The sequence below is a fragment of the Clostridium sartagoforme genome, assembly GCF_039521405.1.
Taxonomy (GTDB): domain Bacteria; phylum Bacillota; class Clostridia; order Clostridiales; family Clostridiaceae; genus Clostridium; species Clostridium sartagoforme.
Map to the genome: position 1 here is coordinate 1 of NZ_BAAACH010000015.1, position 19,742 is coordinate 19,742.

At 26.4% G+C, this 19,742-nt stretch carries 18 protein-coding genes; 3 read left to right on the top strand and 15 right to left on the bottom strand.

Features of this window, described 5'->3' with window-relative positions:
• Positions 1–113: 113 nt before the first annotated feature.
• Positions 114–878 (bottom strand): hypothetical protein, encoded by a 765-nt coding sequence (locus ABDZ60_RS07030; RefSeq protein WP_047002178.1) that lies wholly within the window; start codon positions 876–878, stop codon positions 114–116.
• A gap of 353 nt (positions 879–1,231) precedes the next feature.
• On the opposite strand from ABDZ60_RS07030, the gene ABDZ60_RS07035 reads away from it, so the two are divergent.
• Entirely contained in the window at positions 1,232–1,645 is a 414-nt protein-coding gene (locus ABDZ60_RS07035) for an EamA family transporter (RefSeq protein WP_047002204.1), read from the top strand.
• Positions 1,646–1,818: 173 nt separating this feature from the next.
• On the opposite strand, the gene ABDZ60_RS07040 is transcribed toward ABDZ60_RS07035, so the two are convergent.
• The 8 genes from ABDZ60_RS07040 to ABDZ60_RS07075 form a co-directional block, all read right to left on the bottom strand.
• Positions 1,819–3,030 carry a sensor histidine kinase gene (locus ABDZ60_RS07040; protein ID WP_343777134.1) on the bottom strand — a complete coding sequence of 404 codons (1,212 nt, stop codon included), beginning with the start codon at positions 3,028–3,030 and terminating at the stop codon, positions 1,819–1,821.
• A 2-nt stretch (positions 3,031–3,032) separates the two neighbouring features.
• Positions 3,033–3,704: a response regulator transcription factor gene (locus ABDZ60_RS07045; RefSeq protein WP_016208334.1), complete on the bottom strand. Its 672-nt coding sequence runs from the start codon at positions 3,702–3,704 to the stop codon at positions 3,033–3,035.
• Between the two features lie 159 nt (positions 3,705–3,863).
• On the bottom strand, positions 3,864–4,610 hold the full coding sequence (locus ABDZ60_RS07050; protein WP_343777136.1) for an ABC transporter permease: 747 nt from the start codon (positions 4,608–4,610) through the stop codon (positions 3,864–3,866).
• Positions 4,603–5,301 (bottom strand): ABC transporter ATP-binding protein, encoded by a 699-nt coding sequence (locus tag ABDZ60_RS07055; protein ID WP_047002181.1) that lies wholly within the window; start codon positions 5,299–5,301, stop codon positions 4,603–4,605. The genes ABDZ60_RS07050 and ABDZ60_RS07055 overlap by 8 nt, the downstream gene beginning before the upstream one ends.
• A 1-nt stretch (position 5,302) precedes the next feature.
• Positions 5,303–6,232 carry an ABC transporter substrate-binding protein gene (locus ABDZ60_RS07060; RefSeq protein WP_047002182.1) on the bottom strand — a complete coding sequence of 310 codons (930 nt, stop codon included), beginning with the start codon at positions 6,230–6,232 and terminating at the stop codon, positions 5,303–5,305.
• A gap of 198 nt (positions 6,233–6,430) precedes the next feature.
• Positions 6,431–8,569, bottom strand: a complete 2,139-nt coding sequence (locus ABDZ60_RS07065) for a sensor histidine kinase (protein ID WP_052954007.1) — start codon at positions 8,567–8,569, stop codon at positions 6,431–6,433.
• Complete coding sequence (locus ABDZ60_RS07070) at positions 8,544–9,257, bottom strand: response regulator transcription factor (RefSeq protein ID WP_047002183.1); 714 nt, start codon at positions 9,255–9,257, stop codon at positions 8,544–8,546. The genes ABDZ60_RS07065 and ABDZ60_RS07070 overlap by 26 nt, the downstream gene beginning before the upstream one ends.
• 194 nt (positions 9,258–9,451) lie before the next feature.
• A complete protein-coding gene (locus ABDZ60_RS07075) occupies positions 9,452–10,129 on the bottom strand; it encodes a TVP38/TMEM64 family protein (protein ID WP_047002184.1) in 678 nt (225 codons plus the stop codon).
• Between the two features lie 453 nt (positions 10,130–10,582).
• Here ABDZ60_RS07075 and ABDZ60_RS07080 point away from each other — a divergent pair, with 453 nt between their 5' ends.
• Positions 10,583–11,695, top strand: a complete 1,113-nt coding sequence (locus ABDZ60_RS07080; RefSeq protein WP_343777141.1) for a DEAD/DEAH box helicase — start codon at positions 10,583–10,585, stop codon at positions 11,693–11,695.
• Between the two features lie 54 nt (positions 11,696–11,749).
• Here ABDZ60_RS07080 and ABDZ60_RS07085 read toward each other — a convergent pair whose 3' ends face one another.
• Both ABDZ60_RS07085 and ABDZ60_RS07090 read right to left on the bottom strand, forming a co-directional pair.
• Positions 11,750–14,011 carry a glycogen/starch/alpha-glucan phosphorylase gene (locus tag ABDZ60_RS07085; RefSeq protein WP_343777143.1) on the bottom strand — a complete coding sequence of 754 codons (2,262 nt, stop codon included), beginning with the start codon at positions 14,009–14,011 and terminating at the stop codon, positions 11,750–11,752.
• A 215-nt stretch (positions 14,012–14,226) separates the two neighbouring features.
• On the bottom strand, positions 14,227–15,039 hold the full coding sequence (locus ABDZ60_RS07090) for a nitroreductase family protein (protein ID WP_343777145.1): 813 nt from the start codon (positions 15,037–15,039) through the stop codon (positions 14,227–14,229).
• Between the two features lie 163 nt (positions 15,040–15,202).
• Here ABDZ60_RS07090 and ABDZ60_RS07095 point away from each other — a divergent pair, with 163 nt between their 5' ends.
• Positions 15,203–15,430, top strand: coding sequence for a BBE domain-containing protein (locus ABDZ60_RS07095; protein WP_047002188.1), 228 nt, complete (start codon positions 15,203–15,205; stop codon positions 15,428–15,430).
• Between the two features lie 69 nt (positions 15,431–15,499).
• Here the strand turns inward: ABDZ60_RS07095 and ABDZ60_RS07100 are convergent, their stop codons facing one another.
• The 4 genes from ABDZ60_RS07100 to hcp all read right to left on the bottom strand — a co-directional run bounded on the left by ABDZ60_RS07100 (position 15,500) and on the right by hcp (position 19,648).
• Entirely contained in the window at positions 15,500–16,213 is a 714-nt protein-coding gene (locus ABDZ60_RS07100) for a Crp/Fnr family transcriptional regulator (RefSeq protein WP_047002189.1), read from the bottom strand.
• A 91-nt stretch (positions 16,214–16,304) separates the two neighbouring features.
• Positions 16,305–17,111, bottom strand: coding sequence for a DUF438 domain-containing protein (locus tag ABDZ60_RS07105; RefSeq protein ID WP_343777148.1), 807 nt, complete (start codon positions 17,109–17,111; stop codon positions 16,305–16,307).
• A 34-nt stretch (positions 17,112–17,145) separates the two neighbouring features.
• Positions 17,146–17,844: an iron-sulfur cluster repair di-iron protein gene (gene ric / locus ABDZ60_RS07110; protein WP_047002190.1), complete on the bottom strand. Its 699-nt coding sequence runs from the start codon at positions 17,842–17,844 to the stop codon at positions 17,146–17,148.
• 151 nt (positions 17,845–17,995) lie between these two features.
• Positions 17,996–19,648, bottom strand: coding sequence for a hydroxylamine reductase (hcp, locus tag ABDZ60_RS07115; protein ID WP_172655035.1), 1,653 nt, complete (start codon positions 19,646–19,648; stop codon positions 17,996–17,998).
• Positions 19,649–19,742 lie beyond the last annotated feature (94 nt).

Below are 19,742 nucleotides of genomic sequence, written 5' to 3' on the forward strand. Positions count from 1 at the left end.
ATTTTTAATTATATTACATATTTGTATAAAATTAAAGACTGCTAATACTTTGTCAGCAGTCTGAAATAAAAATACCGTTTATAAAATAAACGGTATTTTTATTTATATCTATTCTAACCTAATAATCTATTTACTATATCACTGGCATCTTGAGCTATTGGTATTATATTTTTTACAAAAGAAATAGTAGTATTAATGCTTGTAAGCAAGCTTAAAATTTTTTTTATATTTTCTTTAAAACTTTTATTTTTATACGCTTCTTCACAAATATTTTTATTAAGCATTATACTTCCCAAACCTTGTTCTATAGATGATTTTAGGCCATCTATTCCATATATTTTGTATTCTTCTATCTTATAGTATAAATTACTAAGTACATCATTCAAAAATAACTTCAGTTCCTCATTTACCTCTAATTCTTCAAGTTCCTCTACTAAAGTTTGTATCTTTTCTTTAAACTTCATCAAATTTTCTTCTTCAACATTTCTATATTGATTACATACATCTAAAGCTAATGCTAAGCCATTTATAGATATCAATATTTCTTTTGTAATTATAATATCTAACTTGTGTGCATCATCATCTAATCCTATAGCCATAACCTTTTTTTCAAAATTAGTAAGAGATCTTACTAACTCATCTTTCGAATTGCTTTCAATCTTGTTAGTTAGTTTTTTTATATTTTCTATCATTTCAATAATTTGTATGATAGATCTAAATATTTTCTCGTCATCGTTAATATCTAAGTCAAAAACTTGAGCAAGAACTGATTCTACCGTCCTAAATCTGCTTTGTTTATTAGCATTATTACTGCAAAATTCTTTTGATTCACTTAAAATTTCGTATAGTCTAACTGCCGGATTAGTTGATAATACCATACTACCCCCTCCATAAAGTTTGATACAGTTACTAATTCTATACTCTACTAAAGTTATCCTCTTTTTATCATTAATATTAATAATTTTTTAAGTATTAAATATTATTAAATTTAAATTTATATTTAAATATCCCTTTATTATATATAATGCTTTAATTGTTCATTTTATGTATATTTTTAAATTATTTATATATTTTCTTTATTTCTTATTTTAAATTCATTAAAATTTATATTTTTTATTCGTTATAATCATATTTTTTATATTTAATGCTAATATATAATTAAATGATAATTATATATTTTATGGAGGATTTTATATTGATAAAAAAATTTAATATTAAAGGAGTTGCTCATATGTGGGTTGTTTATGCATTACTCTCAGCTTTCTTTGCCGCCCTTACATCTATTTTAGCTAAAATAGGAATAGCAAACATAAATTCAAATTTAGCTACTGCAATTCGTACCGTTGTAGTCTTACTAATGGCTTGGGGAATAGTTTTTATAAATGGTAGCTTAAACCAAATTAGTAATATAAGTCAAAAAAGCTGGATTTTCTTAATTTTATCTGGTATAGCTACTGGATTATCTTGGTTATTTTATTATAAGGCATTACAAATAGGAGAAGCCTCAAAGGTTGTTCCCATAGATAAGTTTAGTGTTGTAATAACTATGATATTAGCTTTTGTAATATTAAAAGAAGCTATTACTACTAAAACTATAATAGGTGGAATTTTTATTACTATTGGAACTTTTGTTTTAATTTTGTAAATTGCAAAATTTTGCGAAGCAAAATGTTATAAGTGAAAAATGAAAGAGTGAAAGAGTTGAATAAAAAAATTCTTACAGGATTTTTGAATAAAAGGTGATTTGCACCAATTGGAATTTAAGTTTTGCGTAGCAAAACACCCTCAACTTTTCACTTTTTCACTCTTAACTTTTCACTAATAAATTGCTTCACAATTTAAATCTATCACAAATGTAGTATCTTTCCCTAATTCGCTTTCTGCATAAATTCTTCCATTATGACTTTCTATTATAGATTTCGCTATTGAAAGACCTAATCCATATCCACCTGTTTCTCTAGCTCTTGAGCTATCTATTCTATAGAATCTTTCAAAGATTTTATCTAACTCCTCATTCTTTATACCATCTCCAGTATTTTTAACTATTAACTTTATTCTACTTTTGTCTAAATTAAGAAATACAGATATTTTCCCATTAGGATTTGTGTATTTAATTGCATTATCTAATAGTATTATACATACTTTTTTTATACTTTCCTTATCTCCCCTTACAAATATATCATCTGAAATATTTGTCTCTAATTCAATTTTGCTCTCAAATATAACTGCTTCAAATGTTAATAAAATATTGTTTAATAATTTACTTAAATCAAATATCGAAAACTCTATAATTTCTCTACCAGTATCGAGCTTAGCTAATGATAACATTTCATCTATTAATTTTGCCATTCTTTCAGTTTGATTATTTATATAATTTATCCATTTAATTTGGCTATTTACAGTTTCATCTTTATTAGATAAAACTAAAGATGTATTAGTTCTTATAATAGCAAGAGGAGTTTTTAATTCATGTGACGCATCTGCAATAAATTGCTTTTGTTTTTCAAAGCTTTCTTTTATAGGCTCTATAGTTTTATTAGTTAAATAGATACTTATTAATAATAAAATCACTAAACTTATACCAACAATAGCTATAAATACTTTTAAGAGACTTGAAAGAGTATTTATTTGTGGTTCTCTATCCATTAATATAATCTTAGTTCCCTTAAGAGTAGTTTCCTTCAGATACCCATAGCTATTATCTGCTAATTTTATCCTGTCAAACTTTTTATCTCCTTTAATAATTTTATCTATTGTATTATTTAAATCTTCGCTATCAATTTCTATGTATTTTATTACTGTTGATATTGTATTGTCAGAATTCAATTCTATGATTATGCTTCCTGCCATCATTGGAGAATCGGGTGCCGGTTTACGTGGATTAAACATTGTACTCCTTAATTCTCTTTCTAAATCTTTATCCATGCTTATTGCTGTAAAAATATATATTGTTCCAAAAATTGCTATAAACACTAATGTTAACAAAGACATATTTATAAATATAAATTTTTTCTTTAACTTATCAAACAAAATTACTCCTCCATTCTGTAGCCTACACCTCTTATTGTGATAATGCTTACTTTAGAGTTTAAATATGCTAGTTTTTTCCTTATAAATGAAATATATACTTCTATATTGTTATACTCAACCTCTGAATCAAATCCCCATAGTTTAGTTATTAAATCGTCTTTACTAACTACACATTTAGGTCTTTCCATAAAATACTTAATTATCTCAAATTCCTTTAAAGTTAACCTTATACTTTCAGAGTTAACATCTAAATCATAAGTTTCTATATTTAATCTTATGTCACCATAAGTTAATACATTGTCATTTACTACATTTCCTTTTCTTCTAGTTATAGACCTTAACCTTGCAAGTAACTCCTCTGTTGCAAAAGGCTTGGTTAAATAATCATCTGCTCCACAATCAAGCCCCAGTACCCTATCTTCAATTTGGCTTTTAGCTGTAAGCATAATTACTGGAGTAGATATCCCTGCTTTTCTTAATTGTTTCAATAAACTTATTCCATTCAACTTTGGTAACATAATATCTAAAATTATAACATCATATATTCCTGTTAAAGCATAATCCAAGCCTTCTTCACCATCATAAACTGAGTCAACTGAATATTTATTATTCATTAATATTTGAAATAATGCTTCTGATAATTCTTTTTCATCTTCTACTAATAATAATCTCATACTTATCCTCCTTTATGTTATAAATAAGGAAATTAGCTCCTAAATTCTATTTGTTTTTATTTATATAATACGATTTTATCATAGAAACCTTAAAATAAAATTAAATATAATTATCTATAAAATAAAAAATAGCTATATCAAAATCGATATAGCTATTTTTTATACCCATGGACATATTTTCTTTTCTAATAAGTCTATAATTTTAAATATAATAAGAGACATAATGCTAAGAGCTAATACTCCTGCAAACATTCCTTTGTAATCAACCATTGACCATGCATTCATTATATAATACCCTATACCATATTTAGTTGCATAATTTTCACTAAAAAACAAAGCTGAAATTGCGATTCCTATACTTACTCTCAAAGCTGAAAATACTTTTGGAGCTATTGATGGAATTATCACTTTTATTATTGTATCAATTTTAGTAAATTTCATAACTCTAGCTGATATTAGTACATCCTTATCTGTTTCTTTCACTGCATCTCTTGTTACTATTAAAATTTGAAAAACAATTATAGTAACCATTAATATTATCTTAGATTTATCATCGATTCCAAACATTACCATAAATATAGGTAAGAATGCTATCTTTGGTATTGGATATAATAAATATACTACTGGTGATATTATTTTATCTATTAAATCACTCATTCCAATAGCTATACCAACAGGAATTCCTATAATTAATGATATCAATATTGCTCCTAATATTCTATACATACTATATAAAATATGATATATAAACTCATTTTTTAATAATCTTAATAATTCATATATAGTAGTTTTAGGAGATGGAACCATGTTACTTCCTATTAATATACTTAATAAATACCATAATACTACTATAATTACTACTCCATAAAACCCCTTTATTATTTTTAATAATATATCCTTAATCATAAAGCTTCCCTCTTACTTCATTACATATCTCCATATATTCTTGTTTTTTTCTTATATCCTTGTCACCAAAATATTTATTATTAATTAGACTATGAATTCTTCCATCTTTCATGACTATTATATACTCACCTAAAAAAACAGCTTCTTCAATACTATGTGTAACTAAAATCATTGTATTTTTTCTTTTATTTCTTATTTCTAAAAGTAGCTCCTGAATTTTCTCTTTATTTATAGAATCTAAAGCTGATGTTGCTTCGTCTAATAATAATATCTCCGGATTTCTTATTATTGTTCTTGCAATTGCAACTCTTTGCTTTTGCCCTCCGCTTAGTTCCTTGGGATATTTATCTTTTAAACTTATTAAATCTAACTCTTTTAATACATCATTAACTAATTTCTCTTTTTCCTTTTTGGTACAATTATATTTATTTAGTCCAAGTTCTACATTCTTATATACTGTAAACCAATTAAATAACCCTAAGTTTTGTAATATTAAAGAAGTCTCCCCTTCTATTTCTAATTTCCCTTCATAATTAGAAATAAGCCCTGCTATAGTGTATAGCAGGGTTGTCTTTCCACATCCTGATTTCCCTATAATTGCATAAGTTTTCTCTTTTTCAATAGATAAGCTCATTTTATCTATTGCTATTTCATTCTTATACTTAACGGTTAAATCACTTATCCTTATCATATTACTTTACAAATTTTCCTTCTAATAAAGCATCTGGCTTTACTGATAAATCCTTATTTAAAGTTTTTTCAGTCCAGTCTATTATACTTTGTAAATATTCGTCACTTGGAAGGGCTGCTTTTTTATATGTTGGTAATACCATAATATCTTTTACAGCAGGATTTGTATTTGGTATTTTTTCAATTAATATCTCTTTTGCTATTTCAGGGTTTTTATTAATTTCATCTACAGCTTTATTATAAGCTTCATGGAAAGCTGTTATAGTTTTTGGTTTTTCTTTTATAGATTTCCCAGTAAATACTAAGCAATCAGGTGAAAATTCATCATCCATTCCATATATATTCTTTTTTAAACCTTGTAACTCTCCATTTGAAGCTACTGGCTCTGGGAATAAACTCATATCAACTTCACCACTTTTTAAAGCCGCAAGTCTAGCTGGTATCTCATTTATAAATACCTTTTCCACATTATATTTATCTCCAAGCCACTTATCTATTAAATAATTGGAAACACTTACTTCCATCATACCTACTTTTATCTCTTTTTTATCAGTTGCTCCTTCATTTGCTAGTACAGGAAACATTCCGTCTGTCATTGTTGTTGCCTTTATGTCAAACCCACCATCAACATTAGTTGCAACTGCTATAAAATCTGTCATTGCTCCATCTATAGCATTACTTTGAAGAGCACTTTGTCTATTTTGAGCATTAGTATATATTTCTATTTCTACATTTATTCCTGCTTCTTCAAAATATCCATTTTTTTCTGCAATAAGTATTGGGGCTGTGTCCACAGCTGGCATTAGACCTATTTTTAATGTTGTATCTTCTACTAAAACTTCTTCATTCTGTTCATTACCTTTACATCCAATTAAAATAATTGAGAACATTGATATTAAAATTATTGATAATAATTTCTTAAAATTTCTCATTTGTTAATCCTCCTACAAACTTTTAATCATACTTATTATAGTTAATCAGACAAACTATTTCAATATTTTAAAAAATATTATTCCCTAAACTATCAATTCCTTCATTTTTACTTCTTATTAAAATAATTAATACCTATTACATCTCTTACTTCATTAAGAAAAATCACTAATATCCCATAGATATTAGTGATTCTTTTATTACTTCTTAAATTTCAATGTTACTTTAAATAAATCGCCATCTATTTCTACATTTAAATTTCCACCTTGAAGCTCAACAAAACTCTTTGCTATTGCTAATCCAAGCCCTGACCCTTCTGTATTTCTTGATTTATCTCCTCTAGCAAATCTTTCTACTATTTCTTCTGATGTGAAGTCTATTTCATTTGCTGACATATTTTTCAATGTTACATAAACCTCTTCATTGCCATCTACTATATCTATAAAAACTCTTGAATTTGGCATTGAATATTTGACTATATTTATTAATAAATTTTCAAATACTCTAAAGGTTTTTTGACTATCTAAAGGTACTATTACTTTATTTTCTGGGAAATTCCATTTAAACTTTAATGATGATTCTTCAATTTTATCACTTAATTCAAATTGTGTTTGCTTCATAAGCGAAACTATATCCACATTCAATATATTTAATTGCACATTTTTACTTGTTGCCTTACTTACTTCGAATAAGTCTTCTATCAAATTTTTAAGCCTTTGAGATTTCCTATCTAATGTATCTAAATAAAGTTTTCTATTTTCTTCACTTATATTTTCATCCTTTAGTAAATCTATATAAGTAATTATTGATGTTAATGGTGTTTTTAAATCATGAGAAACATTAGATATAAGATCTGTTTTCATTCTTTGACTTTTCACCTCCTCATCAACTGCATTTTTAAATCCTTTTTGTATTTTTTGAAGTTCATCTTTTAATGGTTCAAAAACCTTTAAGTCTTCTTTTATCTCTACATCTAAATTTCCTCCGGCAATTTTATTTGTAGCTTCTAATAAAATATTATATTTTTCTTTTATTTCACTCATATACTTTCTTAATATGAAGAACAGTACTATTGAATATACTATAGCTCCAAATATTCCTCCAAACCATAGAAGACTACAAAACATTACTATTACAAAATTAATTGCTACTAATTTTAAAAGATATTTATTGCTATTTTCATTAAAATCAATTTTGGATAAATTATTCATAACACTTCTTGATTTTCTAATTATAAATAATGTAAATCTACCAACTAAAGTATTTTCTTTTATATACTTTATAATTCCTTTCTTAAATATATGCTTTAATAAAGAAATTGCTATGAAAGCTGAAAATAATAAAGCTATCCAATATATTACATTAATGATATACAAACCATATCTAGAAACTGATTCGCTTAATCCATATATCTTAAGTCCATTAATAACTTCTGTATTATATAATGTTCCATATATAATTTCTGGTGATAAACTGACACATGCTGTTATTGATATTATTAAAGTTGCCAGTATTTCTAAAGGGATGTTTAACAACTTTGATATTATCTTATCTTCCTTAGATTTCTTATAAGAAATTATTAAGGACATTAATATTACTACTGCATAAATAATAATTGCATAAGGAGCTAGCGCATCTCCATAAACCCAATTTCCTATATTTAATGAATTATAGTAAATATCGTCATCGGAATATGATAAGTTTTTAGGTATTCCATAAACTATAGTCACATTTTTAGGATTTATTATTTCTTCTTCATAATCTAATCCCAAGTAACCTTTTAAGTTTCCATTTTTATTACTGTAATAGTTATATCCATATTGATTAGTATTTTTAATATTTACATTTCCTTCACTATCAAATTCAATTACTATATAATAATTGTAATAATTTAATATGTCTTGATTTTTTATGTTACTATTTATGAGTAATGATAAGTCTTGTTTGGTATTTGTTAATTTTTCATTATTTAGATTATCTATTATTAGATAATCTAAATTTTTCAAATCATTAGTTAACCTTGTTTTCAAATTTTTAAATTGTTCTTCATATACTAATAATGTATCTGTATTTTTTTTGACTTTTTCACTTAAATACAAATCACTGTAATTTACTGATTTTCCTGTTTCTTTTTCAATAAGAAGTTTATTCAATACAAAATTACTTTTATATAAATCATGTTGTATATATTCATATCTTGTTCCTTGATTGCTATCTTTAGCTATACTATCTATTCTTTCATATAAAGAAACCATTATTATCGAAAGCATCATAATGATTAAAATAACTATTCCACTTATATAATATTTTTCTTTAGAGTTTTTCAATTTTGTATCCAACTCCCCACACCACCTTTAAATATTTCGGATTTTTTGGATCGAATTCTATTTTTTCTCTTATGTTTCTTATGTGTACCATTATTGTATCTGTATTTATTGCTTTTTCATTCCATACTCTTTCATATATTTCTTCGGAAGAAAATACTCTTCCAGGGCTTTTCATAAGCAATTGAAGAATTTTAAATTCTATAGGGGTAATTTTAACTAAACTGCCATCAACAGTAAGCTCAACTTTGTTAACATTAAGTTCAAGTCCTCCTATACTATAGATATCCTCTTTATTAACTTCTTCTTTTTCTGTGCCAACTAAGTTTAAGTATCTGGAATATCTTCTAATTTGTGAGTTCACTCTAGCGATTAATTCTAGAGGCGCAAAAGGCTTGGAAACATAATCATCTGCTCCTATATTTAGTCCCATTATCTTATCAATTTCTTCTGATTTTGCAGATAACATTATAATTGGAAAATCATACTTTTCTCTTAGTTTAATTGTCATCTGTATTCCATCCATTAATGGCATCATTATATCAACAATAGCTAAGTGTATTATTTGTTTTTCTATTATTTCTAGCCCATCTATACCATTATGTCCTACAAAAACCTTATATCCTTGATTTTTCAAATATATTTCTACTGCTCTAGCAATCTCCTTATCATCCTCAACAACCAAAATATTATATGAATTCATAATTTTTCTCCTTCATTTCTTAATATATAACTATTATATCCTATAAGAACTTTTAATAAAGTTACATCTTAACTTAATAGTATTTCTAAATAATTAAGAAAAACTCTTTATATTTCTAAAGAATTTCTAAAGACCTTTTCCCTTAGTATTCTTCTTTTAAGCTTATTTTTTTTGATTGTTAGTTGATAAATGCTTTATATTGCTTTAATTATCTTAGTTAATTTATCTTCTATTTTGTTGCTATTAATAATTAAAACTATAGATACGGCTATTATTATTCCCCATATCCATAATGGTACTGTTATGCTTGCTGACCCCATTGCTGATGCTATTAAGATTTCCCATGGCCTTGTAAGTATTAATATAATGAAATATTTTTTAAAGCTCATTCCACTAAGCCCTACTAAAAAATTAATTATATCATCAGGAAAAAATGGAAATAATAACATTAAAGCTATAGTAATTTCTCCCTTTGAAGAATTTATTAAGTTTTCATACTTTTTCAAAGACTTCTGGCTCACAAACTTTTCTGTAAATGCTTTTCCATATATTCTTGATAATGAAAACACGATAGCTGAACCACAAATTATAGCTAAAGTAGTTATAATAAACGAACCCCACATTCCAAATATCATAGCACCTGCTACTGCAGTTACATTACTTGGTATTGGAGCTATAATAATAGATATTAATTGTAATATAAAAAATACTATATAAGCCTTACTACCAAACCCTTCTATATAGGCTTTTAATTGTTCTAATGAAGTCATATATCCTAAAATACCACTATATTTTAAGTATACTACTATTGTTATAACTAAGAGTATTATTAAACTTAAACCTATCTTTTGCTTTGTTTTACTTTTATTCATTAACTCATTCCTTCTTAAAATGATTTTTCTTATTTAAAGATAAATAAGAATTTATTAATTTTAGTATAAGATGAACTTCTTAAAATATTTTTCATATAAAAATAAAGATTTCCTAAATTTAAGCTTAAAAAATCCTTATAAATGAATAATTCATGCAAACTTTTACTTAACCGTAAAATTATTCTTCCAAATCCCTTTTTAATTTCTAATATTTTAAAATTTTTGTTGCTTTTTTATCTATTTAATGTTATTCTTATTAGGCAGTTGGTACGTAAAGTGCTAATTACCGTGGAGCTTGGTTTGTCTTTCGCCGGATTACCAAGCTCCACTTTATTTTTATAATTTTATACAAAAGTGGACACATGTAAACTTACTTATTCTGTCGCTTTACTCTAAGAAAAATTAATCTTACATATTTCTACTTAAAAACTAAATGTAGGAAAGGATATAAATATGGATTTTAAAGATTTAAAAATAAATAGTAAACTAATTGATTCATTAAAAAATAATGGTATTATAACACCTACTAAAGTTCAAATGGATGTTATTCCTGAAATAATTAGCAAAAAAGATGTTATAGGAAAATCAAAAACTGGAACTGGAAAAACCCTAGCATTTTTATTACCTATACTTCAAAGAATAGATAATACTTCTAAAAACACTGAGGTTCTAATTTTATCTCCAACTAGAGAATTAGCAATCCAAATAACTGAAGAAGCTAATAAATTTAATATAAATGATATAGGAATTTTAGCTGCTTACGGTGGAAAAGATGTTGGTTCTCAATTAAAAAAACTTAATAAAGGCATTAATTTAATTATTGCAACTCCAGGAAGATTACTTGATCATTTAGAAAGAAAAAGTATAAGTTTAAGTAAGCTAAATACAGTTGTTATTGATGAAGTTGATCAAATGCTTTTAATGGGATTTAAAAATGAAATTGAAAAAATAATGTCTTACGCTCCTAAAAAGCTTCAAACTCTTTGCTTTTCTGCAACTATAGACTCTAAAGTAAAAAAACTAGCTTATAGATATATGAATAATCCAGCTATCATAGATATTACAGAAAATGAAGAATCTGAAATTCCCAATATTAAACAAGAAGTAGTTAAAACTACGGATAGATGGAAGGTAGATGCTTTAGTTAAGATTCTAGAAGAAGATAATCCTTTTATGTCTATTATCTTTTGTAGAACTAAAAGAAGAGCTGATGAACTAGAAGTAAAACTTGCTGCCAAAGGTATAAAAGCTGCTAAAATACATAGTGATGTTCCTCAAAATAAAAGAGAAAAGATAATGAAATCTTTTAGAGATTGTGAGATTCAATATTTAATTGCAACTGATGTTGCCTCAAGAGGAATAGATGTTACTGGAGTTACTCACATATATAATTATGATGCACCAGAAAGTGTTGAAAGCTATATTCATAGAATAGGAAGAACAGCTCGTGCTGGAGATAGTGGTTATACTTGTCTTATTACAGATCCTAAAAATTATAATATTTTGGAAGAAATAGAAAACTATTTGAAATATACAATTCCTGAACGTGAAGTTAATTTTAAATAAAAAAAGCTGCAATTGCAGCTTTTTTTACTTGTAGTTGTAATTTATAATGATCTTCTACTTTAATTTCCAGATTTCATTATTGTATTGTTCAATAGTTCTATCTGAAGAGAAGAATCCGGCTTTACTAATATTAACTAAAACTTTTTTATTCCAAGTCTCTCTATCTTCATAAGCTTTAAATACTATTTCTTTAGTTTTGATGTAATCTTCAAGATCTAGTAATGTCATGAACCAATCCTTATTGATTAATTCTTTATGAAGTCTTGTTAAGTTTTCTTCATCTCCAACTGCTATCATTTCATCGCTTACTATAAAGTCAACTAATTCCTTTATTGCAGGCTTTTCATAATATTTCTTAGAAACATAATCTGCTTTTTTATAGTGTTCAATAACAGTTTCACTTGATTCCCCAAAGATATAAATATTATCATCTCCAACTAATTCATGTATTTCAACATTAGCTCCATCTTCTGTACCTAAAGTTAATGCTCCATTTAACATAAACTTCATATTACCTGTTCCAGAAGCTTCTTTAGATGCTAAAGAGATTTGCTCTGAAACATCACAAGCTGGAATTAATTTAGATGCTTTTGTTACATTATAATTTTCTACCATAACAACTTTTAAATACTTGTTAACTTCAGGATCATTATTTATAATTTCTTGTAGACATAAGATAGTATGAATTATATCTTGAGCTATTATATAAGCTGGTGCTGCCTTAGCTCCAAATATCATTGTTATTGGAGTTGTTGGAATATTTCCCTTTTTAATATCTAAATACTTATGAATAATATAAAGTACATTCATTTGTTGTCTCTTATATTCATGAAGTCTCTTTATTTGAATATCAAATATAGAATTTTCATCTATTTCAACATCTTGAGTTTCTTTTAAATAATTTTTAAGAGCAATTTTATTATTCTTTTTAATTTCTCCAAGCTTATTTAAAACAGTTTTATCATCTATATATTTTATTAAATTTTCTAATTTAGTAGCATCCTTTTTAAAGTTTTCTCCAATTAATTCACCTATAAACTTAGTAAGTTCATTATTGCAGTGGATTAACCATCTTCTAAATGTTATTCCATTTGTCTTATTATTAAACTTTTCTGGATAAATATCATAAAATGTCTTTAACTCTTCTTCTTTTAATATCTCAGTATGAAGTGCGGCAACCCCATTTACACTAAATCCATAATGAATATCCATATGAGCCATATGAACTCTATTATCTTTATCTATTATAGCTACTTTTTCATCATCATACTTAGCTTTTACTTTATTATCTAATTCTCTTATAATTGGCATTAATTGTGGAACAACTTTATCTAAATATTCTATTGGCCATTTTTCTAATGCTTCTGCTAATATTGTATGATTTGTATATGCACAAGTCTTTGTAACTATTTCAATAGCCTCTTCCATTCCTATTCCTCTTTCTCCTAAAAGACGAATTAATTCAGGAATAACCATTGATGGATGTGTATCATTTATTTGAATAACTACATGATCATATAATTTATGCAAATCATATCCATTTTCTTCAGCTTCTAATAAAATTAATTGAGCTGCATTACTTACCATAAAGTATTGTTGATATATTCTTAATAAATGTCCTGCTTTGTCGCTATCATCTGGATATAAGAATAAAGTTAAGTTTTTCTTTATTTCTTCCTTATTAAAATTTATACCATCCTTTACTAATGTTTCATCTATTGTGTCTATGTCAAATAAACGAAGCTTATTGCAAGCCTTATCATAACCTGTAACATCTATATCATAAAGGCTTGATATAACCTTAAATCCTCCAAATAAAACTTCAAATTTTATATCTGATTTATTTAACCAACTTTCACTAGTTATCCATGGATTTTTTACTGCCTTTTGTTTATTATTTTCAAATACTTGCTGGAATAATCCAAAATGATAGTTTAAACCTACTCCGTCCCCATTTAATCCTAAAGTTGCAATTGAATCTAAGAAGCATGCAGCTAATCTTCCAAGTCCACCATTACCTAATGATGGTTCTAACTCTATTTCTTCTATTTCAGTTAATTCTTTGCCATTAGCAGATAATACTTCTTTAACTTCTTCATAAAGTCCCAAATTAATTAGATTATTTGATAATAACTTTCCAATTAAAAATTCAGCTGAAATATAATAAAGCTTTTTATTTCCCTTATTAGTTCCCTTTTTATTAATAGTTCCTTTTGTTAATTCTAATAAAGCTAAATAGATTTCTTCGTTGCTTGCTTCTTTTATTGTCTTGTTAAATCTCTTTTCTAGAATTTTTGTTAAGTTTTCTTGCACCATTGTTCTATCCCACCCTTAAATAATTAATTTGATTTTTAATAATATTATTTATATTCTTTTAGATTTAATAGGTTCTTTAAACCCTTTACACTTACTATAATATCAATTTTAGATATATTAATTTGTAAATTAATTCTTTTATTTGTATATTGTTTATTCAACTTTATAATAATTTATATTTTTATAAAAAAAAGAAAGTCACTAAGACTTCCTTTTTACTTATTTCTAATCCAAGATATAACATACTTATACTTACTTTCTATATTAGGATTTGTAACTTTAAACTCTCCTGAAATTCCTTTTTCATTCATATATAAATTAAGATGACAAAGTGCTATTCCTATATCTATTTTATTCATATCTATTTTTCCGCTATTATATATATGAAGATCATCCTTTACCTTAACGATTCTCCAAGGTTGCTTATTCATTGCTGATGGTGCCAACCTCACCATTTCTAATGCTTCCGAATATTCCCCTGCCACTTCACTTGAAAGTGGGGTATTAAAATCTTCATAAAAAAATATTTCAGAATAACTTTTTCTTTTATTCTTATGATCAGCCATAAGTGATGCTAATAATGATTTCTTTCCTCCTTCATATCCAACCGGAGATACTATTGGTAGTATTTCATTTTCTTTAAGATTAATAGCTTTTGCATACTCACCTTTACTAAAAGTTCCTCCAAGCCATACTGTACCAAGACCTAAAGAAGTACAATATAGTATTACCTTTTCCAAAGTATATCCTAAAGCCTCTAATGCAAATTCTTCTTTTTCACAAGCTGATACTAAATAGTAATTGGCTCCTTTTATAACTCCATAAGTTCCAAGCTTAATTACATCTTTATACGTATCTTTCTTAATTAAATGTATTCTTACCTTTACTTTAAAAGGATTATCTACTTTGCTTATATAATTTTCTATTTCTTCTGTTAGATTTTTAGGTAAAGCTTTATCTTCATAATTTCTAACTGAATATCTATCTTTTATTATTTCTGTTAATGGCTTATTAAATATTAAACTCATACTAACATTACTCCTAAACTTTAATTAATATTTTATACTTTTTAATTGTTTAAAATAATATTATAGCATTTTTCCTCTAATTCTTCTATATATAGTAACATTAGAAATCATTTTACATAAATTATAGTAAGTAATATAAATAATTATTTTGAAGGTGGTTTAATTGAGTAAAATAATTACTCCAGATAATCCTTTATATAATGAGGCCAGGCAAATATGGAATCGCTCAATTCAAAAATATCCTGATTCAATCTTTTATTGTAATAATTTTGATGATGTAAGCAAAGCTGTTTGTTTAGCTAGAAATGGTAAAAACTCATCTTATCTTAAAGTTGTAAAAGAATTATATGATCCTTTGAATATATTTAACTTTCAACAAAGTATAAAATAGAAAAAGACTATATCATAATTAATCCTAAGCTTTAATATGATATAGTCATGCTTATTTTTATATTATTTTTTAAATAATGGCTTCCTCTAGGAGACTCAAATTATTTATTATTATTTTTTTATTTCCAACTATACTTATACATCCTTCATTCTCTAATAAAGTAAGTTTTCTGCTTAATGTTTCTCTAGCGATTCCACAATAGTTTGCCATTTCTTCTCTATTTAATGGCAAAGTTATTTCCACCTTCTCATTCACTTCTTGTCCATACTTTTCCGCAAATTCTAATAACATACAGCTTATTCTTAATTCAGGATTATTATTAGATAAATTACTAGTTAAATTTTCTACTTCAATTAACCTCTTATTTAATTCTGAAAGAAATTTTAAAGCTATTGAGGGGCTTTTAAATAATATTTCTTTTAAATCTTCTCTTGAAATTGTGCATAAGCTTGTATTTTTAACTGCTGTTGCAGATACATTACTTGGATGTGGATCTCCTAATATATTATTTTCTCCAAGAAAATCTCCAACAGTTAATATATTTATAATTTGTTCTTTACCAGTAGCTGTATTTTTAGTTATCTTTATCATCCCATCACTTATAATAAAAAGTTTTGAAACCTCATCTCCTTCCAAAAATAAAGTTTCTCCTTTTTTTAGATCCATATGCTTTCTAGTATTTATTATTCTCTCTAATTCCTCTGCTGATAAGGATTCAAATATTGGAACTTCATGTGCATATAATCTACTTGCACATTTTTCACAACAGAAATCACATTTCAAAGTAAAACCTCCTTAGTAAATAGTAACTTATACTTATTATACTACAAATTTGTATAATGAATAGTTTATATCTTTGCTAAGGAGGTAAATATTATTTTGAATTCTCTGGAGTAAATGTACAATATCCTACCATATCACACTTTTCTTTCATTTCTTGCCACTTTCCTTCATCTGTGATAGTTTCTAAAGATGTTGGATATAATATATAATTTTCCTTAAATATATGATCTCTTAACTCATAGCAAATAGCATTTGAAATATCTTTTAATTGCTTTTTATATTCTTCAAATTCCATATTTCCTACAGACCTTCCTAAATCTCTTAATGCTCTTTTCTTCTTTCTTAATTCTTCGTGCTCCATTCTCATTATTCTAGTTGGACCTGTAACACCTAATTCTTCTACTTCTTTAAATAATACTTCTTCTTCTCTTTTATGATGTGGTTCTGCATTTAATAAATTTAAAGCTAATTCTGGAATTTTATTAAATTCTGCTCTTTCTACATCATATTTATCCATAGCTAAAATTACTTTTGTAGTTTCTTCTATTTCATCTAAGAATTTTAATAAGCATTCATGTTCTTCAACCATTGTGTATAAAACATGGCCTGTTGATATATTGCTCTTTAATTTTTCAAGTTCATCTTTTAAAACCAACATATGAATTTCACATAAATGCCTTAATTCACTTGCATTCATTCCATCATCTATTAAACTTTGTTCTGCCATAGATAATTCTAAAGGACTTATTGACTTAACAAGCTTTAACCCTTTTTCCTTTAATTCTTCTGTTAAACCTTGTTCATTTAATTTTGATAAAAATACAGTTAATTCTTTTATTCTATCTTCATTAACAGCTCTATTTACACCATTATCTAAAATAAATCTTTTCTTTTCCATATTATTCACCTCTATACTTTTCTCAAACTTTCTATTAATATCTTTTAAATAAAATATTATTTTCTTTATGAATATGAACAAATAAATCTTTTTCAAGGTCATGCATTTTCATATATAATAATTTAAAACTTGTACATGCCCATTCTGGGGAATTATAGTCATCTGTAATTTCTGCTAATTCCTTTAGTATGTCCCCTGCAGCTTCATGTTCTGATATAAAGCTTTCTATTTCCTTCTTTAACTTTTCTTTTTCTTCTTTATCTTCAATATTTTCAAATTTAATCATTTTTGGAAATAGTATTTTTTCCTCTTTTATTAAATGTTCTTCTAATTCACTCTTTAATGAACCAAAAAGCTTATGAACTTTAGTTAAAACCTCTGGTAAATGATCATAATGTACTTTAAAAACTTTTAATAATAATGGATCTATATCTCTTAATAATTCAAATGTCTTTGCATGATGAGTATTAACTATGTGATTAATTAATTCCTCTGAAGATTTTTCATTCCAATTTACATATGAAGAATTCTCAAATATAAATTCTTCAAGCTCTTTATTTATATCTTTAATAAATGTATCTACATCAATGTTTTTTTCTTTCAATGCTAGTTCTAAATTTTGATTTCCTCCACAACAGTAATCTAATTGCATATCATTAAATCTTTCTACTATTGCTGGATAAATAATAACACATTCTCCTAAAGTTAATTTATTATTTATTTCATTTTTCATATTAATTCCTCCAAACATTTCATATCTTATCTATGAATAGATTATATAAAAAATATAAAAATAAAAATGTGATTTAAATCAAATTTAAAATTTTTAGATATTTATTAAGGAGCTGTAAAAAACAGCTCCTTTCATTTGAAAAGTTATATTTTTATACTATTTGTTGAAGGCATGTTTTTAAATCCTCTTCTGGAGTACTTATTGGTTTAAGTCCAAAGGTATCTACTAAGTATTGTAAAACATTTGGAGATATAAATGCAGGAAGTGAAGGTCCTAAGTACATATCCTTTACTCCAAGAGACAATAATGCTAGTAAATCTGCTACTGCCTTTTGTTCATACCATGATAGAACTATTGATAATGGTAAGGAATTTACATCTGTATCAAAAGCATCCGCTAATGATGTAGCTATCTTTACTGCAGAATAAACATCATTACATTGACCTACATCTAGAAGTCTAGGTAATCCACATACTTCTCCAAATTCTAATTTATTAAACCTATATTTTCCACAAGCAAGGGTTAATATTATGCAATCTTCTGGGACTTGCCTAGCAAAATCTGTATAATAGTTCCTTCCCGGTCTTGCTCCATCACAACCTCCAATTACAAAGAAATGTCTTATATCTCCATTCTTTACTGCTGATACTATTTCTTCCGCATGACTTAATGTTGCTTTATGTGCAAAACCTACTAATATTTCATGTTCCTCTTCATCTTCCTCAAAGCCACCTAATTCAAGTGCTTTATTTATTATTTCTGAGAAATCCTTATATCCATTTTTATCTCTACCTATATGTACTATTCCATCCCATCCAACAACTCCAGTACTATAAATTCTATCTTTATAGCTTTCTCTAGGTCTCATTAAGCAGTTTGTGGTCATAAGTATGCAACCCGGTATATTATCAAATTCTTTTTGTTGATTTTGCCATGCTGAACCAAAGTTACCTACTAAATGTTTATATTTTCTTAGCTCTTCATATCCATGTGATGGCAGCATTTCTCCGTGTGTATATATATTAATTCCCTTTCCCTCAGTTTGTTCAAGTAACATTTCTAAATCTCTTAAATCATGTCCTGAAACTATTATAAATGGACCTTTTTTAATATTTACATTTACTTTATGCGGAGTAGGATGACTATATCTTGTTGTATTAGCATCATCAAGAACTCTCATAACTTCTACAGCAATTTCTCCTGTTCTCATTGTCCAGCGTATTAATTCCTCTACTCCAATATTATCATTAGTTGTTGCTTCTAAAGCTCGAAAATAAAATTGGTCTACTTGATCACTATAAAATCCTATAAATCTTGCTTGATGTCCATAAGCTGATATCCCTTTTAATCCATATAAAATCGTGTACCTTAAAGATCTTACATCCGCATCCATATCTTGATCATACATTATTCCAGCTTTAACTGCATCTTCTAACATTTGTTCTTTAGTTGCACTTAAATTATAAGTAGCTTGCTCTGAGTAGTTCCCCTTAGGAGCCTTACTTCTTAGTGATTCTTTTATCTTTTGGGAATCTTTAAGCATTTGTATGTGAACCTCAACATCAAAATTAACATTAGTTAAGGTTGTAAAAAGTCCATTTTCCACGAACTCCACTACTGTTTTATCTATAATCTCTCCTTTATCAATTAGTGGCTTAGCATAACATGCTATTCCTTTTAATTGATATATTAATAGGTCTTGAAGGTTTGCAACTTCTGGAGTCTTTCCACAGACACCCATCTTAGTACATCCCTTTCCCCCCATTGTTTGTTCACATTGATAACAAAACATTGCATTATCCATATTCCTATCTCCTTTCCATATATGAACTTATTATTAGTTATTTCAAATCATTTTATTCATATTTACTATTTTCATATTAAAATAGTAAAATTCA